The organism is Hydrogenophaga sp., assembly GCF_031426985.1.
In the GTDB taxonomy this organism is placed as follows: Bacteria; Pseudomonadota; Gammaproteobacteria; order Burkholderiales; family Burkholderiaceae_C; genus Hydrogenophaga.
Genome location: NZ_JASJOY010000076.1, coordinates 9,872 through 32,577 on the forward strand (window position 1 = coordinate 9,872; position 22,706 = coordinate 32,577).

The window sequence follows — 22,706 nt, forward strand, 5'->3', positions numbered from 1 at the left end:
CCGCTGCGCGGGTCGCTGCCCCCCGCGGGGGTTGATTCGGCTTGGGGCGGCCCAGTGCCGAATCGGATGGTCTGAGCCCCCACGCTCCACCGCTGCGCGGGTCGCTGCCCCCCGCGGGGGCTGATTCGGCTTGGGGCGGCCCGGCGCCGAATCGGATGGGTGCCGGCGGGCCGTGCCGGTCTTTCACACTCGCTTCACACCGCCTGCGTGGGTAGCGCACAGGTGTTTTCAAGAATCGCTCCATCCCAACCCTGGAGCGAGAAGTGAACAAATACCCCTTGCTGAGCAAATTGCTGCTCATCGGTTTCCTGATGGCCTTGCTGGCCATTCCCCTCGCACTGGTGCGCGACGTCATCGCCGAGCGCACCGCCAACCGGCACGACGCCACCGAAGAAGTGGCCCGTGCCCATGCCGGGCCGCAGACCATCACCGGTCCGGTGCTCTGGCTGCCCTACACCGAGACCTTCTTGCGCACCGTCAGGGTGGAAGGAAAGGCCGGAGGAACGCGCGAAGAGATGGTGAGCGAAGAGCGTGTGTCGATCCAGTTTCCCAAAGTGCTGGAGACCACAAGCACGCTCGGCACCGAAACGCGCTGGCGCGGCATCTTCCCGGTCACGGTCTACACCAGCCAGCACGCCAGCACCGGTCGCTTCGTCTGGAACGAGATCACCCCCAAAAACCGCGGCGGCCAGATCGCCCTCGGCCAGCCGCTGCTGCTCATGGGCGTGAGCGATGCACGCGGCCTGCTCGCCGCGCCCATGCTGCGCCTGGCCGGTCGTGCGCTGCCGGTGGGGCAGGGGCCGGCCAGTGCGCCGCTGCCGCTGGCCGCCCAGGTGGACCTGGCCCAGCTCAAGCCCGGCGCCGTGCTGGACTTCGACTTGAAGTTCGACCTGGCTGGCACCGGCCGCATCGGCTGGGTGCCGCTGGCCGACGAAAACAGCGTCACCCTCACATCGCCCTGGCCGCACCCCAGCTTCGGCGGCGACTTTCTACCGCGCACCCGCAACGTGACGGCCAGCGGCTTTGAAGCCACCTGGCGCGTGCCCTCGCTCTCCAGCCAGGCGCAGGCGCAGTTCGCGCAGAAGGGTGACAACGTGCCGCCGCTGGAGCAGTTTTCCGTGGGCCTGGACGACCCGGTGGACGTGTATCGCCTCACCGAACGCGCCACCAAGTACGCCGGCATGTTCATCGTGCTCACCTTCGCCGCCTTCTTCGTGCTGGAGATGGTCAAGCGCTGGCGCATCCACCCCATGCAGTACCTCATGATCGGCGCTGCGCTGGTGCTGTTCTTCCTGCTGCTGCTCTCGCTGTCCGAACACCTGGACTTTGCGCTCGCCTACGGCATTGCCAGCGCCGGCTGCATCGCGCTGCTGGGCCACTACCTGCGCCACGTGCTCGGCGGCTGGGGCCCGGGCCTGGGCATGAGCGGCCTGCTGGTCGCGCTGTACGGTGTGCTCTACGGCATCCTCGTGTCCGAAGACAACGCCCTCATGATGGGTTCGCTGCTGCTGTTCGGGGTGCTCGCCGCCATCATGGTCGCCACCCGCAAGATCGACTGGTACAGCGTCATGGGCAGCAGCGACGCCGCACCCGCCGGCCGCGGCTTCGAAGACACCCGCGCCTGAGGCCGCACCCGCCATGGCAACCTACCTGCACTGTGCGCCCGCCCTGGCGCTGGCCGTGGCCATCGGGCGGTAGCGCATCGGCTGGCGGCTCGCGCTGGCCGGCGCGGCCTGCGGCGTCCTGCCCGACGCCGACTTCCTGCTCTACCTGCTGCACATCGACGCCTACAGCGGCACCTACGGCCACCGCGGCTTCACCCACTCCATCGGCTTCGCCTTGCTGGTGGGCGCGCTCGGTGCGCTGCTGGCCGGGCGCCACCCGCTGCGCAGCCGCTGGCTCACCGCCACCTTCCTGGCGCTGAGCACGGCCTCGCACCCGCTGCTGGATGGGCTGGGGCCTGTTCACCCTGTTTTTCCAAGTGCGAATGGGCTGCAAACAGCGCCAATCAAGGCGCGGGACGACGGCCAGACTGGGCGTCTGGCCTAGGACCGCAACGAAGAGTGGCGCTGTTTGCAGCCCATTCCCTTCGGGTTGCGACCAAAAAAGCCATGCGCGGCGTTGCGAAGCCTTGCCGGGGGGCGACCCCGGCTGCGTTTCGCGCCTTGCGCATGGCTTTTTTGATTCGCAATGCATCTTGGAAAAACAGGGTGAACAGGCCCTGACCGACCGCGGCATCTGCAACGCCTGGTTCTGGCCGCTGGACGGTGCGCGCCACTGCCTGCCCTGGCGCCCCATCCCCCTGCGGGGCGCGCCCCTGTTCGGGCTGGAGCGGCTGGTGTGGGAACTGCAGTGGATCGGCGTGCCCCTGGGCCTGCTGGCCCTGGCGGGGCCGCTGTGGCGCCGTTGGCGCGCCACGGGGCCGGCGCACGCGGGGGTGCCGGTCTGCGCCGGGGCGATGCCGCCGGGCCAGGACGACCGCCCGCGTGCCCAGCGCCAGCGCCGCCGCCAGGCCGTGCAGGCGCTGGCCGCCGGGCTGTTGGCCCCGCGTGCGCGGGCTAACATGCGCCCATGAGCCGCCTGACCGCCGAACACCAACGCCTTTTTGCCGCCGACGCCCAGGGCCACCTGCCCAGCGCCGCCGGCGCCCCGGTGCGCACCCTGGTGCTGGCCCTGCACAGCCCGGCCGACTGGGCCACGCTCGCACCCCTGTGGCGCGGTGTGCAGGCCGACTTTGACTGGCCCGCCCCGGCCATTGCCGTCAACGGCACCGACGCCTTCGAGCTGTGGTGGTCGCTGGCCGAACCGCTGCCCCGCGCCGAGGCCGCGCAGCTGCTGGCCCAGCTGCAGCGCCGCTACCTGCCCGACGTGCGGGCCGACCGGCTGCGCGCCTGGCCCGCGGCCGGTGACATGGCGGCACCGCCGCCGGTCTGCCCGCCGTTCGTGGCCGGTCCCGAACGCTGGGCCGCCTTCGTCACACCTGACCTGCCCGCGGTCTTCGGTGACGACCCGGCGCTGGACTTCGAGCCCGGTCGCGACGCCCAGGCCGATTTGCTGCTGCGGCAGCGCTCGGTCACCGCCACGCCGCTGCGCCGGGCGCGGGCGGCACTGAACCCGCCGGAGCCGCCCGCGCCGTCCACCGCCGCCCGGCCCGCCGGATCGGCCGCTGCCGTCGGAGCGCCGGCCACCGCCCCCGGTCTGGGCCGGCACGAGGACCCGCGCGCCTTCCTGCTGGCGGTCATGAACGACCCCGCCGCACCGCTGGCGCTGCGCATCGAGGCGGCCAAGGGCCTGCTGCAGGCACCGGGCCACGCCGGGTAGCGGCCCGGTCGAGGGATGGCCCGCTGGCACCGTGTGCCTTGTCGCGGCCAGCGACCGAAGCACGGTGTTCGCCAATCACCCGCCACCCCCCTGCCGCCGCGGGCCCATCCTCGCGCCCGCCCCCGCCCCCACCGCCGGCGGTGGCCGGCGTTGAATTTTCCGCACCTGGGGCGGCAAGGTCATGGCGGGTGCGCGTTTTCGGCAAGGCAAACGCGCTGCGCGCGCCGGGCATGGCTATATTCTCGGATCCGCTGCTCACCACCCCATCGGGTGACTGGAGGCGCCCGGAGACCGAAGTCCGCTCGCCCCGTCCCAGCATCTGGGTCGCGTGGCGGTCCAGTCCCCATTCCTGATGCACGTGCCTGGCCTTGAGGAGACCGCATGCGTTGGCATGCCCGCTGTCTGACGACCCTGCTTCTGTTCGCGGCACAAGTGACCTGCGCCGTGCAGGCCGCACCGCGCGTGGTGCGCGTGGGCGTCTACGAAAACCCGCCCAAGCTGCTGGTCGGGTCACAAGGGCAGCCCAGCGGCATTCTGGGCGACCTGCTGAGCGAAATGGCCCGGCGGGAAGGCTGGACGCTGGACCCGATGCCGTGTGACTGGGAGCGCTGCCTGCGGCTGCTGGAGGAGGGCCACATCGACCTGATGCCGGACGTGGCCTACAGCGACGCGCGGGCACAGCGCTTTGACTTCCACCAAGTCCCGGCCTTGTCCAGCTGGTCGCAGGTGTACCGGCGACCCGGTGCCACCTTGCAGTCGGTGCTCGACCTGGACGGCAAACGCGTGGCGGTGCTCGATGGGTCGGTTCAGCAGGAGCACCTGGCGGGCCTGCTCAACAGCTTCGGGCTGCGCGCCGAGCTGGTGCCGGTGAAGTCGTTTGACGAGGCGTTCCGCATGGTGGCCGCCGGCGCGGCCGATGCCGTCGCCGCGAACCGCTATTCGGGCGATGCGGCCGCCGGCCGCTACGGGCTGACCGCCACCAGCCTGGTGTTTCTGCCCAGCAAGCTGTATTTCGCGGTCGACAAAGGCCGCAACGCCGACCTGCTGGCCGCCATCGACGCCCGGCTGGACGCCTGGCAGAACGACGCGGATTCGTTCTACTTCCAGACGCTGGCCCGATGGGGCCTGCAGGCCGCGACCCCGCGCGTGCCGCTCGCCTTCTGGTGGGGGCTGGCGGCCCTGGTCGGGCTGCTGTTGCTGGCCCTGGGCTTTCTGGCGCTGCTGCGGCGCGAGGTGGCGCGGCAGACGCTCGCCTTGGGTGACAGCGAGCAGCGCTTTCGCAACCTGGCCGAAAACTCCGTCGACTGGATCTGGGAGCAGGACCTGCACGGCCGCCACACCTACAGCAATCCGGGCATCACGGCGATCCTGGGCCTTCGGGTCCACGAGTTCCTGGCGCTCGACGCTGCGACGCTGGTCCATCCGGACGACCTCGCCCTGTTCGGCGCCACGAACCGGGAATCCCGTGCGCGCGGGACCGGCTGGCGCAACGTGCTCATCCGGTGGCGACACCGGGACGGCGGCTACCGCGTGCTGGAGTCCAACGGTGTGCCCGTGTTCGACGCCCAGGGCGCGCTGCACGGATTCCAGGGGGTCGACCGCGACATCACCCACCGCGTGCTGGCCGAACAGGAGCGCCAGCGACTGGCCTCCATTCTGGAAGCCACCGGCGACGGGGTCGGCATGGCCGATCCCGACGGGCGCGTGATCTACCTGAACACCGCGGGGCGCGCGATGCTGGGCATCGGCCCGGAAGACCCTTTGCCGGCGATGATCGCCGACGTGCACCCCCAGTGGGCCGTCGACATCATTCTGGGCCAGGGCCTGCAGACGGCCAGCCGCGAGGGCCGCTGGGCGGGCGAGACCGCGGTGCGAGGACCGGACGGTCAGGACATTCCGGTGGCGCAGCTCATCCTCAGCCACAAGGATGCGCAGGGCCAGCCGCTGTACTTCTCCACCATCCTGCACGACATCCGCGAGAGCCGTGCCGCCGAGCGGGCGCTGCGCGAGAGCGAGGAGCGCTTGCGGCTGGCCCTGTCGGCCGCCAGCCAGGGCCTGTACGACCTGGACCTGAGCACCGGCGTTGCCCAGGTCAGCCCTGAGTACGCCACCATGCTGGGGTACGACGCCGCCACCTTCCAGGAGACCAGCGCGGCGTGGCGCGAGCGCATGCACCCGGAGGACCGGACTTCGGTGTACCAGGCCTTCGAGGCCTGCGTGGCGGGCGATCTGCCCGAATACCGCGTCGAGTTCCGCCAGCGCACGCGGGATGGCGGCTGGAAGTGGATCCTTTCGCTGGGCAAGGTGCAGGGGCGCACCCCCGACGGTCGCGCACTGCGCTTGCTGGGCACCCACACCGACATCGACGCGATCAAGGTGGCCGAGGCCGCCCTGCGGGAACTCAATGCCACGCTCGAAGCCCGGGTCGCCGAACGCACCGCCGAACTCACCCTGGCCAACCAGGAACTGGAGACCTTTGCCTACGCCGTCTCGCACGACCTGCGCGCACCGCTGCGCGCGATCACCGGCTATTCCGGCGTGCTCCTGGAAGACCACGCCGCCGCTTTGCCCCAGGAAGCCCGACTGTTCATCAAGCAGATCGTGCTGGCCAGCCGCAAGATGAGCGATCTGGTCGAGGGCTTGCTGACGCTCTCACGCAGCACGCGTGGCGAATTGCGCTGGGATCGGGTCGACGTGTCGGCGCAGGCCCAGCGGCATCTGGCCGAACTGGCGGCCGCGGACCCGACGCGCCGTGTGGCGGTGGAGGTCGAGCAGGGCCTGGTGGTGCGGGGCGACGAGCGCCTGATCGCCAGCGTGGTGGACAACCTGCTCGACAACGCCTGGAAGTACACCGGCGCGACGCCGCAGCCCAAGATCCGGGTGCACGCCTGCGAGGTGAACGGGCAACCCGGTTTCAGTGTCTCGGACAACGGTGCCGGTTTCGACATGGCCCACGCGGGGCGCCTGTTCAACGCGTTCCAGCGCCTGCACCGTCAGGACGAGTTTCCGGGCATCGGCATCGGGCTGGCCACGGTGCAGCGCATCGTGCAGCGCCACGGCGGGCAGATCAGCGCGCAGGGCCTGCCCGGCCACGGGGCGACGTTTTCCGTGGTGCTGCCGTCCCGGGCGGGGCGGTGGCAGGAGAAGTCCGCCGCCTGAGCCGGGCGGGCCCTTCAGCGGGAGAAGCTGTCCAGCAACACCCGCGCCGTCGCCACGTTCGTCGCGCAGGGCACGTTGTGCACGTCGCAGGCCCGCACCAGGGCGTTGATGTCGGGCTCGTGGGGCTGGGCGGTCATGGGGTCGCGCAGGAAGACCACCGCGTCGACCTCACCCATGGACAGCCGGGCGCCGATCTGCAGGTCGCCGCCCAGCGGGCCGCTGAGCAGGCGCTCGACCGTCAGGCCGACCTCGTCCTGCAAGCGCCCGCCAGTGGTGCCGGTGGCCATGAGCGTGTGTTGTCGCAGCAAGGGCGCGAACTCGGTGGCCAGGGCCACCATCTGATCCTTCTTGCCGTTGTGGGCGACGAGGGCGATGCGCATCAGGCTTGTTCCATCGCCTTGGCCATGGTTTTGCCGAGTTCGACACCCCACTGGTCATAGGCGTTGATGCCCCAGATCGCGGCCTGCACAAACACCTTGTGTTCGTACAGCGCGATCAGCGCGCCCAGGCGGTGCGGGGTCAGCTGGTCGATCCAGAGCACGCTGTTGGGCACGTCGCCGGCGAAGCTGCGCTGGCTCACGAAGGGCTCGGCCTGCTCGGCGGTCTGGCCTTCGGCCATCAACGCTTTGAGCGTGTCGGCCGGGCTGCGGCCCACGGCCAGGGCCTGCGACTGGGCGCGCAGGTTGAGGTTGACCACGCGGTGGTGCTCGGCCGCCAGCGGCAGGGCCGTGTCTTCGGTTTCCACACCGACGAATTCCACCGGCACGCGGTGCGTGCCCTGGTGCAGCAGCTGGAAGTAGGCGTGCTGGCCGTCGATGCCCAGGCCGCCCCAGAGGATGGGGCCGGTGCCGGTGTCGGCGGGCTGGCCGTCCTTGCGGGTGCGTTTGCCGTTGCTTTCCATGTCCATTTGCTGCACGAAGGGCGCAAAGCGCACCAGACGGCTGGGGTAGCACGAGAGCAGCTGCGTCGGGCAGTTGAGGAAGTTGCGGTTCCACACGCCACTCATCGCGAGGATGACGGGCAGGTTCTGCTCAAGGGGCGCGCTGCGGAAGTGCGCGTCCATGGCCTGGCCGCCGGCCAGGAACTCGCGGAAAGCCTTCGCGCCGATGGCCAGCGCTAGCGGCATGCCCAGCGCGGACCAGACGGAGTAGCGGCCGCCGACCCAGTCCCAGAAGGTGAAGGTGTGTTCTTCGGGATAGCCGGCGGCGCCAGACTTCTGCGGCGCGGCGGTGATGGCAACCAGGTGCGCGCTCTGCTTGCTGCCTGCGATGCCGCCGTCTTCCAGCCAGCGGCGGGCGCTGGCGGCGTTGGTCATGGTTTCCTGCGTGGTGAAGGTCTTGCTGGCGACGATCACCATCGTGGTGGCCGGGTCCAGATTGCGCAGCGTGCTGTGCAGCGCCCAGGCGTCGGGGTTGCTGACGAAGTGCACCCGCAATCCGGTCTGGCCGTCGCTGCACAGCGGGGCCAGCGCGTCGGCCGCCATGCGCGGGCCCAGGTCCGATCCGCCGATGCCGATGTTCACCACGTCGGTGAAGACAGCACCGGTGCTGCTCTTCACGTCACCCGCGCGCACGCGGTCGGCGAAGGCGCAGACGCGGTCCAGTTCGGCCTGCACCAGCCGCTGGATCTCTGCACCCCAGGGCGCGTCGTTGCCGGTGGCGCCGGGCGTGCCGCGCAGGGCCACGTGCAGCACCGCGCGCTGTTCGCTGGTGTTGATGACCTCGCCCGCGAACATGGCGTCGCGCTGCGCTTCCACGCCGGCTTCGCGGGCCAGTTGCAGCAGGGCCGCCTGAATGGCGCCGTCGAAGGCCTGGCGGGTGAAGTCGACGCGAATGCCGGTGCCGTCGGCGGCGGCCTGCATGGCGCTGCGGCCGGGCTGGGTCAGGCGTTCGCGCAGGTGCGGCTGGGGCAGGGCGGCGAGCTGGGCGAGGCTCTGCCAGGCGGGGAAGGTGGTGGGGGAAGCGTTCACGGACATGTGAGGTTCCTGAAGTTCGGGTCGGTGGAGATGGACAGCGGCCAGGGTGCCGCGGAACCGGCTGTGCCGGGCCGCAGGCGCCGCCCCTTGGGGGGGCGCGCAGCGGCGCGGGGGGAGCTTATCCGTTGGCGATGGCGGTGGCTTCCTTGGCCAGCTGTGTGATCTTCTTCCAGTCACCCGCTGCCAGCGCGTCGGCCGGGGTCAGCCAGCTGCCACCGGCCATGGCCACGTTGGGCAGTTTCAGGAAGTCTTTGAGGTTCTCGGGGCTGACGCCGCCGGTGGGGCAGAACGCCACGTCGGGGATGGGCGCGCCCAGGGCCTTGAGCATGCCCAGGCCGCCGGCCTGCGCGGCGGGGAACAGCTTCATGAGCGTGAAACCCTGTTCGCGGCGGTGCATCACCTCGCCGGGCGTCATCACGCCGGGGATGAAGGGCAGTTTGGCGGCCTTGACGGCGCTGACCAGCTTGTCGGTGCAGCCGGGCGAGAGCGCGAAGGTGGCGCCCGCGTCGATGACCTGCTGCACCTCGCCCACGCGGGTGACGGTGCCGGCGCCGGTGTGCATCTGCGGCACGGCCTTGGCCACGGCCTCGATGGCCTTGAGCGCGGCGTCGGACCGCAGGGTGATTTCCATGACGTCGATGCCGCCTTCGAGCAGGGCGTGCGCCAGCGGCACGGCGTGGGCCGGGTCCTGCAGCACGATGACCGGGACGACGCGGGACTGGAAAGCGGGGCGGGTGAAACAGGTGGTGGGCATGGTGTGTGTCCGAAAAGGGATCAGCCGAACAGGGGGGAAGCGCCGGACTCGGCCGTGCTGGCGTGGGCGCGGAACAGGCCAAACAGCTCGCGGCCGGTGCCGTGGGCGTTGTGTTCCAGGCTGGGGTGGTGGATCGGGCGGGCCGCGAAGGTGGCGGCATCGACCTCCACTTCCAGCACGCCGCGTTCGCAGTCCAGCGTGATCATGTCGCCGTCCATCACGCGGGCGATCGGGCCGTCGGCCAGCGCTTCGGGGCTGAGGTGGATGGCGGCCGGCACCTTGCCCGAGGCGCCGCTCATGCGGCCGTCGGTGACCAGGGCGACCTTGAAGCCCTGGTCCTGCAGCACGGCCAGCGGGGGCGTGAGCTTGTGCAGTTCGGGCATGCCGTTGGCGCGCGGGCCCTGGTAACGCACCACGGCGATCAGGTCCCGGTTGATCTTCCCGGCGTTGAACAGGGCCAGCAGGTCGGCCTGGTCGTGCACCACCACGGCGGGCGCGCGCACCACGCGGTGCTCAGGGGCGACGGCCGAGACCTTGACCACGCTGCGGCCCAGGTTGCCCTGCAGCAGGCGCAGGCCGCCGTCGGCGCTGAAGGGTTCGCTCACCGGGCGCAGCACGCTGGTGTCGCCGCTGGCGGCGGGCACCGGGCGCCAGGCCAGCGCGCCGTTGTCCAGCCAGGGTTCCTGCGTGTAGGCGGCCAGGCCCGTGCCCATGACGGTGGTCACGTCGCCGTGCAGCAGGCCGGCGGCCAGCAGCTCGCGCATGAGGAAGCCCATGCCGCCCGCGGCCTGGAAGTGGTTCACGTCGGCCTTGCCGTTGGGGTAGACGCGGGCCAGCAGCGGGATGACGCCGGAGAGTTCGGCGAAGTCGTCCCAGTCGATCAGCACGCCGGCGGCGCGCGCCATGGCGATCAGGTGGATGGTGTGGTTGGTCGAACCGCCGGTGGCCAGCAGGCCGATGATGCCGTTGACGACGGACTTCTCGGTCACCACGTCGGCCAGGCGGATCGTGCTCTGGCCGGTCTTGCCGGTGTTGGCCACGGCGCGTTCCATGGCCGCCTTGGTCAGGGCTTCGCGCAGCGGCGTGCCCGGGTTGACAAAGGACGAACCGGGCAGGTGCAGGCCCATGATTTCCATCAGCATCTGGTTGCTGTTGGCGGTGCCGTAGAAGGTGCAGGTGCCGGGCGCGTGGTAGGCCGAGGCCTCGCTCTCCAGCAGCGCGTCGCGGCCGACCAGGCCCTGCGCGTACTGCTGGCGCACCTTGGCCTTGGCGTCGTTGGACAGGCCGCTGGTCATGGGGCCGGCGGGCACGAACACGGTGCTCAGGTGGCCGAACTGCACCGCGCCCATGAACAGGCCGGGCACGATCTTGTCGCACACGCCCAGCATGAGGGCGGCGTCGAACACCTTGTGCGACAGGCCCACGGCGGTGGCCAGGGCGATCACGTCGCGCGAGAACAGCGAGAGCTCCATGCCCTCGGCGCCCTGGGTGACGCCGTCGCACATGGCGGGCACGCCGCTGGCCACCTGCGCCGTGGCGCCGATGGCGCGGGCGTGGCCGCGCAGCAGCTCGGGGTAGTGCTCGTAGGGCTGGTGGGCCGAGAGCATGTCGTTGTAGGCGTTGACGATGCCCACGTGCGGTGCGCGTTCGGCGTGGATGACCAGCTTGTCGGCCGCGGGCAGGGCGGCGGTGGTGTGGGCCATGTTGGCGCAGCCCATGCCGGCGCGCTGGGTTTTGCCGGCGCGGGCCTGGGCGTCCATGCTGGCCAGGTACTGGCCGCGCGGGCCGCGGCTGCGGTCGATGATGCGTTGCGTGACGCGGGCGAGGGTGTCGTGGATGTCAGTCATCGTGTGCTTTCAGTGGCTTTGTTCTGGAACACCGCCGAACGGGCTTGGCCAGGCCGCCGGTGTCACCCCCTTGAGGGGGGATGCGGCTGTGCGCAGCGGGTCAGCGACGGGGGTGGTCTTGTTCATCCGATCCAGACGCTGACCGGCGCCTGTGTTTGATTCAGAACCAGGGAAATGGGTTGCGTCGGATCGGCTTTTTCAGCCGCGCGGCGGTAGACGGCGAGCTTGCTTGCGCCGCCGATGGACAGCAGCAGTTCGCGCGTTTGCAGCAGCGCGTGCAGGGTGAAACTCAGGCGCGCGTGCGGCGCCGGGATGGGCGCCTGTTCGGGCACCACCCAGGCCAGGCGATCGTCGGTGGCGATGGCGCGGGCATAACCCGGCGCACCGGGGAAGAGCGACGCGGTGTGCGCGTCCTCGCCCATGCCGAGCACGGCCACGTCCAGCGGCCAGGGCAGGGGGGCGATGCGCTCGCTGGCGTCGCGCACCAGGGCGTCGAGCACCTCGGCGTTGAACACGGTGGCGAGTTCGCGGAAGAAAGGCAGGAAGCGGGCTTGCGCCGCCCGGCCCTGCAGCAGGTGGCGGGTGACCAGGGCGGTGTTGCTGGCCTCGTGGTCGCGCGGCACCACGCGTTCGTCCACCAGCACCACGGTGACCTTGGCCCAGTCCAGGTCCTGCTCGCGCAGGGCTTCGAACATGGGAATGGGCGACTTGCCGCCCGAAACCGCCAGGCTGGCCTGGCCGCGCGCGGCGATGGCGGCGCGCAGCGCATCGGCCACGTGCGCGGCGATGGCGGCCGGGGTGGCGCCGGTGTGTTCGGTCACCGCCATGTTCAGGATTCCTCAACCCACGAAGAGCCTTCGCGCGCCATCAGCGCCGACGACGCGGCCGGGCCCCAGCTGCCGGCCGTGTAGGCCTTGGGCTTCTCGCCCAGCTGCTGCCAGCCGTCGATGATGGGTTCGACCCAGGCCCAGGCGGCTTCCAGTTCGTCGCGGCGCATGAAGTGCGTCAGGCGCCCTTTGATGACGTCGATCAGCAGGCGTTCGTAGGCCTCGGCGCGGCGGCCGGTGAAGGCCGATTCCAGGTCCAGGTTCAGGCTCACCGGGCGCAGCTTCATGCCGCTGCCGGGTTCCTTGGCCATCATCTGCAGCTGGATGTGTTCTTCCGGCTGCAGGCGGATCAGCAGTCGGTTGACCGACTTGTGGGCCGAGTCGTTGAAGATGGTGAAGGGCAGTTCGGCGAATTCGATGACGATTTCGGACTGGCGCGCCGCCATGCGCTTGCCGGTGCGCAGGAAGATGGGCACGTTGGCCCAGCGCCAGTTGTTGATGTGGGCCTTGAGCGCGACGAAGGTTTCGGTGCCGCTGTCTTCGGGGATGTTCTCTTCCTGCAGGTAGCCCGCGGCGGCTTCGCCGCCCGAGGCGCCGGCGCTGTACTGGCCGCGCACCGTGTCCTTGGCGACGTCGGCCACCGTCATGGGGCGCAGCGAGCGCAGCACCTTGAGCTTTTCGTCGCGCACGGCGTCCGGGTCCAGCGAGACGGGCGGCTCCATGGCCACGATGCACAGCAGCTGCAGCAAGTGGTTTTGCACCATGTCGCGCATGGCGCCGGTGCCGTCATAGAAGCCGGCGCGGCTGCCCACGCCCACGCTCTCGGCCACGGTGATCTGGATGCTCTTGATCTGCGGGCTGCGCCACAGCGGTTCGAAGATGCTGTTGCCAAAGCGCAGCACCATCAGGTTCTGCACCGTCTCTTTGCCCAGGTAGTGGTCGATCCGGAAGACCTGGTGTTCCTGGAAGTACTGCGCGACGTCGTTGTTGATCTGCTGCGCCGAGGCCAGGTCGTGGCCCAGGGGTTTTTCCAGCACCACGCGCGAGCGTTCGTCGATCAGGCCGGCGCCCGAGAGGTTGGCGCAGATGTCCACGAACAGGCTGGGCGCGGTGGCCAGGTAGTACACGCGGTCGGAGCCGGGCTGCATCTCGGCCTTGAGGCCCAGGAAGCTGGCCGGTTCGGTGGCGTCGATGCAGACATAGGTGAGGCGGCGCACGAAGGAGGCCCAGGCCTCGTCGGTGTAGGCCTTCTCACCGATGAAGCCGCGCACCTTTTCCTGGATGAAGTGCAGGAAGGCGGCGCGGTCCCAGCTCTGGCGGCCCAGGGCGTGGATGCGGGTCTGCTCGGGCAGGTTGTTGTGCAGGTGCGCCATGTACAGCGCAGGCAGCAGCTTGCGCACCGACAGGTCGCCCACGCCTCCGAAGATGACGAGGTCCAGCGGCGCGGCAGCGGGGGAGGGCGAAGGTGTGGCCATGGCGGTGATGGTTACTTTGGTGGGCGGAGTTTATGGTAATTAAGTTACATGGCGGGTACTTTTTGCACCCACCCCGCTGGCAGCGGGGTGTTGCCGCCGGTCGCCGGGTCAGAGTGCCCGGAAGCTGGGGCGGCCCGCCGACAGGCGTTGCAGGACCTGTTCCCGAGTGGGCGGCACGCAGCCGGTCTCCATCACGCACAGGCTGGCGCAGGCGATGGCGTTGGCCAGCAGGTCTTCGACGTCGCTGGCGTCCAGGCGCAGGTCGGCCGCGGTCTTCGCGGCGCGCAGGGCGGGGCGGTCCAGCAGCGCGACCAGCAGGCCGGCCAGGAAGCTGTCGCCCGCGCCCACGGTGTCGGCCACCTTCACCGGCTGCGACTCGGCGGCCTGCCAGGCCCCGCCGTCGCGCGCCAGGATGACCGCGCCCTGGGCGCCCAGGGTCAGGGCCAGCCAGCGCGCCGGCGTCTGGGCCAGCAGGGCGCGCGCGGCGACCAGCGGGTCGGGGTTGTTGAAGCCAAGGATGTGCAGGTCGTCGTCGCTGACCTTGACGATGTCGGCCTCGCCCAGCGCGGCCATGACGCTGGCCTGGTAGGCCGCCATGTCCGGGACGATGGCGGGGCGCAGGTTGGCGTCCACCACGACCAGGCGGCCGGCCGCGCGCTGCGCCTGCAGCCAGGGCAGGTACTTGTGTGAGTCGTCGGCCACCAGGGCCAGGCAGCCGGTGACGGCGATCTTCAGCGCCGGTTGCGCGGCGCACTGCGCCGTCATCGTCGCGGCGTCCACCTGGCGGTCGGCCACGCCCTCGCGGTAGAAGCTGTAGCTGGCCTTGCCGGCCTCGTCGAGGCTGACCACGGCCAGCGAAGTGGGTTCGTGCGCCGGCGCGGGGTGGGCCAGGGTGACGCGGGCGGCCGCAATGGCGCGGGCCAGGCCACGGCCGAAGCGGTCTTGCGAGAGCGGGTTGAGGTAGAGCGTGCCCACGCCCTGCAGGCCCAGCGCCCGGGTGAGGTTGTAGACGGCGCCGCCGTCGCAGGGGCGCAGCCGTCCGTCGGCTTCCTGGATCATGTCCATCAGGGCTTCGCCGGCGGTGGTGACGGTGATCGGGCTGTTGGGGGCTTGGGATGTGGGGGTGGGGCTAGGGAAAACCATAATTAAATCCAGTTGATTTATTAACCAGTTCGCAAATATAGTTCAGCCACTTTGTTGTCGGCTTCGTGGAAACCCGAGGTCCCGGTGGCAGAGAAGCCTGGTTCTACAACGTCTGATTCCATCCATCCTCCTGAGGAGACTCCCTGTGAAAAAAATCGCTTTCGCCTTCACCGCCCTGGCCCTGGCCGCTGGTTCGTCCTTCGCCGCCGAGCCCGTGATCGGCCTGATCACCAAGACCGAAACCAACCCCTTCTTCGTCAAGATGAAGGAAGGCGCGCAGGCGGAAGCCAAGAAGCTGGGCGCCAAGCTGATGACCGCCGCCGGCAAGAAGGACGGCGACACCGCCGCCCAGATCACCGCCATCGAGAACATGGTCACCGCCGGCGCCAAGACCATCCTGATCACGTCCTCGGGCGACGCCATCATCCCCGCCGTCAAGAAGGCCCAGGCCAAGGGCGTGCAGGTCATCGCCCTGGACAGCCCCTTCAACGGCGCCGACGCCCTGTTCGCCACCGACAACTACAAGGCCGGCATCCTGATCGGCCAGTACGCCAAGGCCGCGCTGGGTGGCAAGCCCGCCAAGATCGCCATGCTGGACCTGTTCCCCGGCCACCCGGTCGGCGCCCAGCGCCACAACGGTTTCATGAACGGCTTTGGTCTGAAGGCCAACGACGCCAAGTCCAACGAACTGTCGTCCACCGCCGAGACCGTCTGCGCCGCCGACACCGACGGCAACCAGGCCAAGGGCCAGACCGCGATGGAGAACTGCCTGCAGAAGGACCCGGCCATCAACGTGGTCTACACCATCAACGAACCCGCCGCCGCCGGCGCCTTCAACGCGCTGAAGAAAGCCGGCAAGGACAAGGGCGTGATCATCGTCTCGGTGGACGGTGGCTGTGCCGGTGTGGCCGACGTGGGCAAGGGCGTGATCGCCGCCACCAGCCAGCAGTACCCGCTGAAGATGGCCGCCATGGGCGTGGCCGCTGGCGTGGAATACGCCAAGGGCGGCAAGAAGGCCTCGGGCTACGTCGACACCGGCGTGACCCTGATCGCCAGCAAGGCCGTGGCCGGTGTGGACAGCAAGGACGTCAAGATCGGTACCGACCTGTGCTGGGGCGACAAGAAGTGATCTGAGCCTGCGCGCTCGGCCGCTTCACGGGTCGGTTTCTCGCCAGGGAAGCTGATCCGGCCCGGGGCGGTCCGGCGCCGGCTCGTCTTTCTTTCGCCGATCCGGCGCCAGGGGCGCCCCTCTGAACCGGGACCCACGCGTCCCGGCGCGGCCAGGGTGCCCTTTTCTTTTCCCTTTTGCTTTCTTCCGGGGATCTCGCCATGAGCTCTTTCAAGGACAGGTTGCCTCCCATCAGTCAGATGGGGCCCTTCATTGCCCTCGCGATCGCCTGTGCCATCTTTGGCATGACGACCGACAACTTTTTCACCGGCGCGAACTTCGCGCTGATCCTGCAGCAGGTCATGGTGGTGGGCGTCATCGCCATCGGCCAGACCCTGGTCATCCTGACCGCCGGCATCGACCTGTCCTGCGGCATGGTCATGGCCCTGGGCAGCATCGTGATGACCAAATTCGCGGTCGAGCTGGGCATGCCCGCGCCGCTGGCCATGCTCTGCGGCATCGGCGTGACGGCCGGTTTTGGCCTCATCAACGGCCTGCTGGTCACGCGCATCAAGCTGCCGTCCTTCATCGTGACCCTGGGCACGATGAACATCGCCTTTGCGATCACGCAGCTGTACTCGGGTGCGCAGACCGTCTCCGACCTGCCGCCCTTCATGATCGCCCTGGGCGGCACCTTCGACATCGCCGGCACGCCGGTCGCCTACGGCACCGTGCTGATGGTGCTGCTGTACCTGGGCGCCTGGTTCTGGCTGCGCGAGACGGCCTCGGGCCGCCACATCTACGCCGTGGGCAACAGCCCCGAGGCGACGCGCCTGGTCGGCATCCCGACCGACCGCGTGCTGCTGTGGGTCTACGTGCTGGCCGGCATCTTCTACGGCATCGCCTCGGTGCTGCTGGTGGCGCGCACCGAAGTGGGCGACCCCAACGCCGGCCAGACCGAAAACCTGGACGCCATCACCGCCGTGGTGCTGGGCGGCACCAGCCTGTTCGGTGGCCGCGGCATGATCCTCGGCTCCCTGGTGGGCGCCATCGTGGTGGGCGTGCTGCGCAACGGCCTGACGCTCATGGGTGTCTCGTCGGTGTACCAGGTGCTGATCACCGGCATCCTGGTGATCATCGCCGTGACCGTGGACCAACTGTCTCGCAAGGGAGCTCGCTGATCATGACCACCTCTCACAAACTCGTGATGCAGGCCAAGGGCCTGGTCAAGCGCTACGGTCAGGTCACTGCCCTCGACGGCGCCGACTTCGAGCTGCGCGCCGGCGAAATCCTGGCGGTGATCGGCGACAACGGCGCCGGCAAGTCCAGCCTGATCAAGGCGCTGTCCGGCGCCACCATCCCCGACGAAGGCGAGATCTTCCTGGACGGCCAGAAGATCCACTTCAACAGCCCGATCGAAGCGCGCCGCGCCGGCATCGAGTGCTGCTACCAGGACCTGGCCGTGGCGCCCGCCATGACCATCACCGAAAACCTGTTCCTGGGCCGCGAGATCCGGCGCGAAGGCTTCCTGGGCAGCACGCTGCGCATGCTGGACAAGAAGAAGATGCTGGAGACGGCGGTGCAGCGCATGGCCGACCTCAAGGTGGGCATCCGCTCCATGACGCAGGCGGTGGAAACGCTCTCGGGCGGCCAGCGCCAGTGCGTGGCGGTGGCGCGCGCCGCGGCCTTCGCGCAGCACGTGGTCATCCTCGACGAGCCGACCGCCGCGCTGGGCGTGAAGGAAGGCAACATGGTGCTGGAACTGATCCGCCGCGTGCGCGACAAGGGCCTGCCCGTGATCCTGATCAGCCACAACATGCCGCACGTGTTCGAGATCGCCGACCGCATCCACATCGCCCGCCTGGGCAAGCGGGCCTGCGTCGTCAATCCCAAGCAGATCAGCATGAGCGACACGGTGGCGGTGATGACGGGCGCGCGCGACCCGGCGACGCTGCCGCCGGAATGCCTCGCCTGAGGACACCCCATGCTCAAAGGCATTGACCCCCTGCTCACGCCGGAGCTGCTCAAGCTGCTCGCCGAAATGGGGCACGACGACGCCCTGGTGCTGGCCGACGCCAACTTCACGGCCATGAGCCTGGGCGTCGGCAAGCCGGTGCTGCGCCTGCCTGGCGTGGACATGGTGCGCGCGCTGCAGGCCGTCACCAGCCTGCTGCCGCTGGCCGAAGACGTGCCCCAGCCCGTGGCCTACATGCAGGTCAGCGGCACGCCCGAGGGCTACCGCTCGGCCCTGCAACGCGAAGCCGCCGACCAGCTGGCCGCCAGCGCCGGCGTGCGCAGCGACCAGATCGAGGCGGTGGAGCGCTTCGCGTTCTACGAACGCGTGAAGAAGGCCTATGCCATCGTCGTCACCGGCGAAACGCAGCCCTTTGGCAACTTCATCCTGCGCAAGGGCGTCATCGGCGCGGCGCTGCGCCCTTGAGCCGCCTGCTCTTGGGTCACACGCCCGCGTGTCACACTTCCCGGCTGTGAACGCCCTTGCCACCCCCTCTTTGCCCGACACGGCCGCCACCGCTGCGCAGCCACTGCGCCAGCGCGGCTCCAACCAGGAGGGGGTGCGCCAGTTCAACGAACGCGTGGTGCTGCAGGCCCTGCGCGCGCACGGGGCGCTGGCCAAGGCCGACCTCGCGCGCCTGACCGGCCTGACCGCACAGACCATCGGCCTGATCACCGCTCGGCTGGACGAAGACGACCTGCTCACCCGCGGCGCGCCGGTGCGCGGCAAGGTGGGCCAGCCCTCGGTGCCCATTGCGCTGAACCCCGACGGCGCGTTCGCCATCGGCATCAAGATCGGCCGGCGCAGCGCCGACTGGCTGCTGGTCGACTTCAACGGCACGGTGCGCGAACGCATCAGCGTGGCCTACGACTTTCCCGACGCCACCACGCTGCTGCCGACCATCCAGGCCAACCTGAACGAACTGCTGCGCCGCCTGGGGCCGCTGGCCCCGCGCGTGGTGGGCGTGGGCGTGGCCGCGCCGTTCCAGCTCGGCGGCTGGCACCGCATGCTGGGCCTGACCGAAGCGCAGTCCGGCGCCTGGAGCCACCTCGACCTGGGCGCCGAGGTGCAGAAAATGACCGAGCTGCCGGTGAGCTTTGCCAAAGACACGGCCGCGGCCTGCGTGGCCGAGCTGCTGCAGGGCAAGGGCCGCGAGATCCACAGCTTTCTCTACCTGTTCCTCGACACCTTCGTGGGCGGCGGGCTGGTCATCCACTCGCACCTGCACCGCGGCCAGCACGGCAACGCCGGCGCGGTGGCCTCGCTGCCCATGGGCGTGGCCGGGGCCGACCTCAAGGACCTGCCGCCGCAGCTGATCCGCCACGCCTCGCTGTGGGATCTGGAACAACGCTTTCGCGAACACGGTCTGGACCCCATGGCCGCCTACGACGCGCGCGCCCTGCAGGCGCCGTGGCGTGAGCACACGCAGGAATGGGTGGCGCGTGCGGCGCTGGCACTGGCGCACTGCGTCGTCTCTGGCACGGCCTTCCTCGATCTGGAGGCGGTGGTGATCGACGGCGTGGTGGTGCCCGAACTGCTGGCCAAACTGATCGCCCGCACCCAGCAGGCGCTCAAGGCCTACAACTGGGAAGGCCTGCAAAGCCCGCCGCCGCTGCTGCCGGGCAGCATCGGGTCCGACGCACGCGCACTGGGCGGTGCGCTGCTGCCGCTGCACGCGAGCTTCGCGCCGGATCGGGATTTGTTTCTGAAGACTTGAAGGCTGCCTCAACAGGCAGGCTCAAGACAAAGTTGGGCGAGGGAAAGACACATGGCAGCACCCGGTGGCCCGGATGACGAAACCTGGCGGCAGATGAGCCCCTTGGCCAGACGCGTTTATTGGGCGCTGGTGGCTCTGATCGCCGGGTTCGTGTTGTACGGGTTCCTCTCTTCCTAGTGGCCCCTTGTGAGTGCGCATGTCTGCTCATCGTCGGTGTAGATCAGGGTAGCCGTCATACCGACCGGGCGTTTCTTTTTGCGCGCCCGAAACAGCAAGACCCGCACCGTCTAGGTCGGGCCTCAGCGACCTGCCGATGGCGAACCGGCCTTCAACCCCTGAGCCGTCAGATGCAGCACCCGATCGGCCCGCGCCGCCGCTGCTTCGGAGTGCGTCACCAGCACCAGTGAACTGCCGTGTTCGCGCGCCTGCGCGACCAGCACGTCCATCACCTGCGCGGCGGTGCGCGGGTCCAGGTTGCCGGTGGGTTCGTCGGCCAGGATCAGGCGCGGCTTGTGCACCAGCGCGCGTGCAATGGCCACGCGTTGCAGCTGCCCACCCGAGAGTTGTGCCGGCAGGCGTTCGCCCAGGCCTTGCAGGCCGACGGCGTCCAGCATCTGCGCCACGCGGGCCGGGTCCGGCCGGTGCAGCAGCAACAGCGGCAGGGCCACGTTCTGCGCCACGTCCAGGTGTGGCAGCACGTGGAAGGCCTGAAACACGAAGCCCAGGTGTGCGCGCCGCCAGTGCGCGGCCTGTGCTTCGCTCAGCTGGCCCAGGTCCACGCCGTCGTGGCTGATGTGGCCTTCGCTCCAGGTGTCCAGCGCGGCCATGCAGTTGAGCAGGCTGGACTTGCCCACGCCCGACTCGCCGACGATGGCGACGAACTCGCCGGGCGCGACGTGCAGGTCCACCTGCTGGAACACCGCCGTGTCGCCGTAGCGCTTGGCCAGGCCGCTGATCTGGAGGCCGGCGACCTTGCCCGGACGATCTGCCGCCGGGCCGCCCCAAGGCGGATCAGCCCCCGCGGGGGGCAGCGACCCGCGCAGCGGTGGAGCGTGGGGGCTCATAGGTTCTTTTCTGCCCAGCGCAGCACCTGCGCCAGCGCATCGGGCGCGTCGCAGGGCAGCACCACGCGTTCGGGCATGGAGCGCAGCCAGGTGATCTGCCGCTTGGCCAGCTGGCGCGTGGCGAAGATGCCGCGGTCGCGCAGTTCGTTCCGTTGCGCGTCGGTCAGGGGCGCATCGCCTGCGGCGTCCAGGGCTTCCCAGGCCTGGCGGTAGCCCACGCAGCGCATGGACGGCAGGTCGGGGTGCAGGTCGCCGCGCGCACGCAGGGCCTTCACCTCGTCGATGAAGCCGGCCGCCAGCATGGCGTCAAAGCGCTGGGCGATGCGCGCGTGCAGCCAGGCGCGGTCGGCGGGCTCGAGGCTGAGCAGCGCGCCGGGCGCGATGGGGTTGGCGTGGTCGCCGCTGGGCCCGGTCTGGAAGCGGGACAGGGGCTGGCCGGACACCGCGAACACTTCGAGCGCACGCTGGATGCGCTGCGCGTCGTTGGGCGAGAGGCGGGCGGCGGTGGCCGGGTCGATCTGCGCCAGCGCCGCGTGCAGGGCCGGCCAGCCCTGGGCCAGGGCTCTGGCTTCGATCTCGGCCCGCACCGCGGCGTCGGCCGGCGGCATGTCGTTCAGGCCCTGCATCAGCGCCTTGAAATACAGCATGGTGCCGCCCACCAGCAGCGGCGTGCGGCCGCGCACGGTGATCTCGCCGATGAGCCGCTGGGCATCGCGCACGAACTCGGCGGCGCTGTAGGCGTCCCTCGGGTCGGTGGTGTCGATCAGGTGGTGCGGCACCTGGGCCAGCTCGTCGGGCGAGGGCTTGGCGGTGCCGATGTCCATGCCGCGGTAGACCAGGGCCGAGTCGACGCTGACGATCTCCACCGGCCAGCGCTGGGCGATGGCGAGCGAGGCGGCGCTTTTGCCGCTCGCGGTCGGCCCCGCGATGGCGAGCACCGGTTTCATGTGGCGGTTTCAGGTGTCACGCGCACGGGCGGCGCCTTGGGCTCACCGTGCCATTGCACCAGGGTCCACGCGTTCGCGGCGATCGCCACGCTCCAGAACCAGATGCCGTTGGTCAGCGGCAGCACGCTGCCGGGGCTGGTGGCCAGGCTCCGGCCCAGCCAGCCGCCCATGAAGAATGCGGCCACCATCATGAGGAAACCGCTCAGCGCCGAGGCCGCGCCCGCCGCTTGCGGGAAGGGGCCGACCGAGCCGCTCTGGCCGCAGGGCTGGTGCACGCCGTGGCCGAGCATGAACAGGTAGAAGGGCAGCATGATGGCGGCCACGCTCTGCACCCCCATCAGCGCCATCACGCCCATGGCGGTGCCGGCGGTCAGCGTGGCCACACCGGCCATGGCCACCGTGCGGCGCACGCCAAAGCGCGGCAGCAGGCGGCGGCAGATGAAGGTGCCCACGATGTAGGACAGCGACATGCTCAACATGGTCAGGCCGTAGGCCGTCTTGGACAGGCCCAGCACGCCGATGAACACGAAGGAACTGGCCGCCAGGAAGGTGAACAGCCCCGCGTAGGACGTGGTGGCCAGCAGGGTGAAAGCCCAGAACGTGGGGTGGCGCACGATCTGGCCCCAGGTGCGCAGCAGCGCCAGCGGTTCCAGCGCGCGGGGGTTTTTCTGCGCCAGGGTTTCTTCAAACCGCAGGGCCAACACCGCCAGGGTGATGGCGCCGAACACGGCCAGCGCCAGCAGGGTCACGCGAAAACCGAAGTGTTCGGACAGCAGACCCCCCAGCGGCGCGCTGGCGCAGGCGATCACGCCCAGCCCCGTGAGGCCCTTGGACATGATGCGGGCGCCTTCGGTGGGCGCGTACAGGTCGCGCACCACGGCGCGTGCGCACATCACGCCCGCGCCCATGGCCATGCCTTGCAGCGTGCGCAGCGCGATCAGCTGCTCCATCGACGCCGCGAAGGCGCTGCCCACCGAGGCCAGCACATACAGCAGCGTGCCCCACAGCAGCACCGGGCGGCGGCCAAAGCGGTCGGACAGCGGGCCCCACACCAGCTGCGACATGCCAAACGCCAGCAGCAGGGCGGTGAGCGTGAGCTGGGCCTGCGACAGGCTGGCGCCAAAACCCTGCGTCATGGCGGGCAGGGCGGGCAGGTACAGGTCGGTCGTGATGGGCTGCAGGCCCAGCAGCAGCGAGAGCACCAGCACGATCAGGCTGGGCGACATGGCGGAACGGGTGGCAGACATCTGATCGAGGTTAGCAGATGACTTCAACGATCACGACCGACCCAACAGCATGTCCGGCAGGACGTGCCTGCGGCCAGGATGTGGTGGGACCGCCCTTCGACTGGCTCA

At 69.8% G+C, this 22,706-nt stretch carries 20 protein-coding genes; 10 read left to right on the forward strand and 10 right to left on the reverse strand.

Annotated elements, in window-relative coordinates:
• Positions 1 to 263: 263 nt before the first annotated feature.
• The 5 genes from creD (at position 264) to RMP09_RS09960 (ending at position 6,480) form a co-directional block, all read left to right on the forward strand.
• Entirely contained in the window at positions 264 to 1,625 is a 1,362-nt protein-coding gene (gene creD / locus RMP09_RS09945; RefSeq protein ID WP_310565824.1) for a cell envelope integrity protein CreD, read from the forward strand.
• A gap of 94 nt (positions 1,626 to 1,719) precedes the next feature.
• The gene (locus RMP09_RS24080; RefSeq protein WP_409559708.1) at positions 1,720 to 2,049 is read left to right on the forward strand and encodes a metal-dependent hydrolase; all 330 of its coding nucleotides are present in this window, start codon (positions 1,720 to 1,722) and stop codon (positions 2,047 to 2,049) included.
• Positions 2,050 to 2,197: 148 nt separating this feature from the next.
• Positions 2,198 to 2,575: a hypothetical protein gene (locus RMP09_RS09950; RefSeq protein ID WP_310565825.1), complete on the forward strand. Its 378-nt coding sequence runs from the start codon at positions 2,198 to 2,200 to the stop codon at positions 2,573 to 2,575.
• Positions 2,572 to 3,321 carry a hypothetical protein gene (locus RMP09_RS09955; RefSeq protein WP_310565826.1) on the forward strand — a complete coding sequence of 250 codons (750 nt, stop codon included), beginning with the start codon at positions 2,572 to 2,574 and terminating at the stop codon, positions 3,319 to 3,321. Before RMP09_RS09950 ends, RMP09_RS09955 begins: the two co-directional genes overlap by 4 nt.
• A gap of 381 nt (positions 3,322 to 3,702) precedes the next feature.
• Positions 3,703 to 6,480 (forward strand): PAS domain S-box protein, encoded by a 2,778-nt coding sequence (locus tag RMP09_RS09960; protein ID WP_310565827.1) that lies wholly within the window; start codon positions 3,703 to 3,705, stop codon positions 6,478 to 6,480.
• Positions 6,481 to 6,494: 14 nt separating this feature from the next.
• Here the strand turns inward: RMP09_RS09960 and RMP09_RS09965 are convergent, their stop codons facing one another.
• From RMP09_RS09965 to RMP09_RS09995, 7 genes are all read right to left on the reverse strand, one after another.
• Complete coding sequence (locus RMP09_RS09965; protein WP_310565828.1) at positions 6,495 to 6,860, reverse strand: methylglyoxal synthase; 366 nt, start codon at positions 6,858 to 6,860, stop codon at positions 6,495 to 6,497.
• Positions 6,860 to 8,455, reverse strand: a complete 1,596-nt coding sequence (gene pgi, locus RMP09_RS09970) for a glucose-6-phosphate isomerase (protein ID WP_310565829.1) — start codon at positions 8,453 to 8,455, stop codon at positions 6,860 to 6,862. Before pgi ends, RMP09_RS09965 begins: the two co-directional genes overlap by 1 nt.
• A gap of 118 nt (positions 8,456 to 8,573) precedes the next feature.
• Positions 8,574 to 9,209: a bifunctional 4-hydroxy-2-oxoglutarate aldolase/2-dehydro-3-deoxy-phosphogluconate aldolase gene (gene eda, locus RMP09_RS09975; RefSeq protein ID WP_310565830.1), complete on the reverse strand. Its 636-nt coding sequence runs from the start codon at positions 9,207 to 9,209 to the stop codon at positions 8,574 to 8,576.
• A 20-nt stretch (positions 9,210 to 9,229) separates the two neighbouring features.
• Entirely contained in the window at positions 9,230 to 11,056 is a 1,827-nt protein-coding gene (gene edd / locus RMP09_RS09980) for a phosphogluconate dehydratase (protein ID WP_310565831.1), read from the reverse strand.
• A gap of 122 nt (positions 11,057 to 11,178) precedes the next feature.
• The gene (pgl, locus tag RMP09_RS09985) at positions 11,179 to 11,883 is read right to left on the reverse strand and encodes a 6-phosphogluconolactonase (RefSeq protein WP_310565832.1); all 705 of its coding nucleotides are present in this window, start codon (positions 11,881 to 11,883) and stop codon (positions 11,179 to 11,181) included.
• A gap of 2 nt (positions 11,884 to 11,885) precedes the next feature.
• Complete coding sequence (zwf, locus tag RMP09_RS09990; protein ID WP_310565833.1) at positions 11,886 to 13,358, reverse strand: glucose-6-phosphate dehydrogenase; 1,473 nt, start codon at positions 13,356 to 13,358, stop codon at positions 11,886 to 11,888.
• A 108-nt stretch (positions 13,359 to 13,466) separates the two neighbouring features.
• Positions 13,467 to 14,501: a PfkB family carbohydrate kinase gene (locus RMP09_RS09995; RefSeq protein WP_310565834.1), complete on the reverse strand. Its 1,035-nt coding sequence runs from the start codon at positions 14,499 to 14,501 to the stop codon at positions 13,467 to 13,469.
• A 145-nt stretch (positions 14,502 to 14,646) separates the two neighbouring features.
• Between RMP09_RS09995 and RMP09_RS10000 the strand changes: the two genes are divergently transcribed.
• From RMP09_RS10000 to RMP09_RS10020, 5 genes are all read left to right on the forward strand, one after another.
• Positions 14,647 to 15,630 (forward strand): sugar ABC transporter substrate-binding protein, encoded by a 984-nt coding sequence (locus RMP09_RS10000; RefSeq protein ID WP_310565835.1) that lies wholly within the window; start codon positions 14,647 to 14,649, stop codon positions 15,628 to 15,630.
• Between the two features lie 200 nt (positions 15,631 to 15,830).
• Positions 15,831 to 16,790, forward strand: coding sequence for an ABC transporter permease (locus tag RMP09_RS10005; RefSeq protein ID WP_310565836.1), 960 nt, complete (start codon positions 15,831 to 15,833; stop codon positions 16,788 to 16,790).
• Positions 16,791 to 16,792: 2 nt separating this feature from the next.
• On the forward strand, positions 16,793 to 17,584 hold the full coding sequence (locus RMP09_RS10010) for an ATP-binding cassette domain-containing protein (RefSeq protein ID WP_310565837.1): 792 nt from the start codon (positions 16,793 to 16,795) through the stop codon (positions 17,582 to 17,584).
• A gap of 9 nt (positions 17,585 to 17,593) precedes the next feature.
• Positions 17,594 to 18,049: an RbsD/FucU family protein gene (locus RMP09_RS10015; protein WP_310565838.1), complete on the forward strand. Its 456-nt coding sequence runs from the start codon at positions 17,594 to 17,596 to the stop codon at positions 18,047 to 18,049.
• Positions 18,050 to 18,095: 46 nt separating this feature from the next.
• Positions 18,096 to 19,340 carry an ROK family protein gene (locus RMP09_RS10020; protein ID WP_310565839.1) on the forward strand — a complete coding sequence of 415 codons (1,245 nt, stop codon included), beginning with the start codon at positions 18,096 to 18,098 and terminating at the stop codon, positions 19,338 to 19,340.
• 299 nt (positions 19,341 to 19,639) lie between these two features.
• Here RMP09_RS10020 and RMP09_RS10025 read toward each other — a convergent pair whose 3' ends face one another.
• From RMP09_RS10025 to RMP09_RS10035, 3 genes are read right to left on the reverse strand one after another with little or no spacing between them, the layout of a single operon-like run.
• Positions 19,640 to 20,404 carry an ABC transporter ATP-binding protein gene (locus tag RMP09_RS10025; RefSeq protein ID WP_310565840.1) on the reverse strand — a complete coding sequence of 255 codons (765 nt, stop codon included), beginning with the start codon at positions 20,402 to 20,404 and terminating at the stop codon, positions 19,640 to 19,642.
• Positions 20,401 to 21,351, reverse strand: a complete 951-nt coding sequence (gene miaA, locus RMP09_RS10030) for a tRNA (adenosine(37)-N6)-dimethylallyltransferase MiaA (RefSeq protein WP_310565841.1) — start codon at positions 21,349 to 21,351, stop codon at positions 20,401 to 20,403. Before miaA ends, RMP09_RS10025 begins: the two co-directional genes overlap by 4 nt.
• Positions 21,348 to 22,598 carry a Bcr/CflA family efflux MFS transporter gene (locus tag RMP09_RS10035; protein ID WP_310565842.1) on the reverse strand — a complete coding sequence of 417 codons (1,251 nt, stop codon included), beginning with the start codon at positions 22,596 to 22,598 and terminating at the stop codon, positions 21,348 to 21,350. Before RMP09_RS10035 ends, miaA begins: the two co-directional genes overlap by 4 nt.
• Positions 22,599 to 22,706: the final 108 nt, after the last annotated feature.

What these genes read in the sequence shown, in the direction of transcription:
- RMP09_RS09955 (WP_310565826.1), top strand. Translation starts at nt 2,572, where the DNA reads ATGAGCCGCCTGACCGCCGAACACCAACGCCTTTTTGCCGCCGACGCC.
- RMP09_RS09960 (WP_310565827.1), top strand. Translation starts at nt 3,703, where the DNA reads ATGCGTTGGCATGCCCGCTGTCTGACGACCCTGCTTCTGTTCGCGGCA.
- RMP09_RS09965 (WP_310565828.1), bottom strand. Translation starts at nt 6,860, where the DNA reads ATGCGCATCGCCCTCGTCGCCCACAACGGCAAGAAGGATCAGATGGTG.
- pgi (WP_310565829.1), bottom strand. Translation starts at nt 8,455, where the DNA reads ATGTCCGTGAACGCTTCCCCCACCACCTTCCCCGCCTGGCAGAGCCTC.
- eda (WP_310565830.1), bottom strand. Translation starts at nt 9,209, where the DNA reads ATGCCCACCACCTGTTTCACCCGCCCCGCTTTCCAGTCCCGCGTCGTC.
- edd (WP_310565831.1), bottom strand. Translation starts at nt 11,056, where the DNA reads ATGACTGACATCCACGACACCCTCGCCCGCGTCACGCAACGCATCATC.
- pgl (WP_310565832.1), bottom strand. Translation starts at nt 11,883, where the DNA reads ATGGCGGTGACCGAACACACCGGCGCCACCCCGGCCGCCATCGCCGCG.
- zwf (WP_310565833.1), bottom strand. Translation starts at nt 13,358, where the DNA reads ATGGCCACACCTTCGCCCTCCCCCGCTGCCGCGCCGCTGGACCTCGTC.
- RMP09_RS09995 (WP_310565834.1), bottom strand. Translation starts at nt 14,501, where the DNA reads ATGGTTTTCCCTAGCCCCACCCCCACATCCCAAGCCCCCAACAGCCCG.
- RMP09_RS10005 (WP_310565836.1), top strand. Translation starts at nt 15,831, where the DNA reads ATGAGCTCTTTCAAGGACAGGTTGCCTCCCATCAGTCAGATGGGGCCC.
- RMP09_RS10010 (WP_310565837.1), top strand. Translation starts at nt 16,793, where the DNA reads ATGACCACCTCTCACAAACTCGTGATGCAGGCCAAGGGCCTGGTCAAG.
- RMP09_RS10015 (WP_310565838.1), top strand. Translation starts at nt 17,594, where the DNA reads ATGCTCAAAGGCATTGACCCCCTGCTCACGCCGGAGCTGCTCAAGCTG.
- RMP09_RS10025 (WP_310565840.1), bottom strand. Translation starts at nt 20,404, where the DNA reads ATGAGCCCCCACGCTCCACCGCTGCGCGGGTCGCTGCCCCCCGCGGGG.
- miaA (WP_310565841.1), bottom strand. Translation starts at nt 21,351, where the DNA reads ATGAAACCGGTGCTCGCCATCGCGGGGCCGACCGCGAGCGGCAAAAGC.
- RMP09_RS10035 (WP_310565842.1), bottom strand. Translation starts at nt 22,598, where the DNA reads ATGTCTGCCACCCGTTCCGCCATGTCGCCCAGCCTGATCGTGCTGGTG.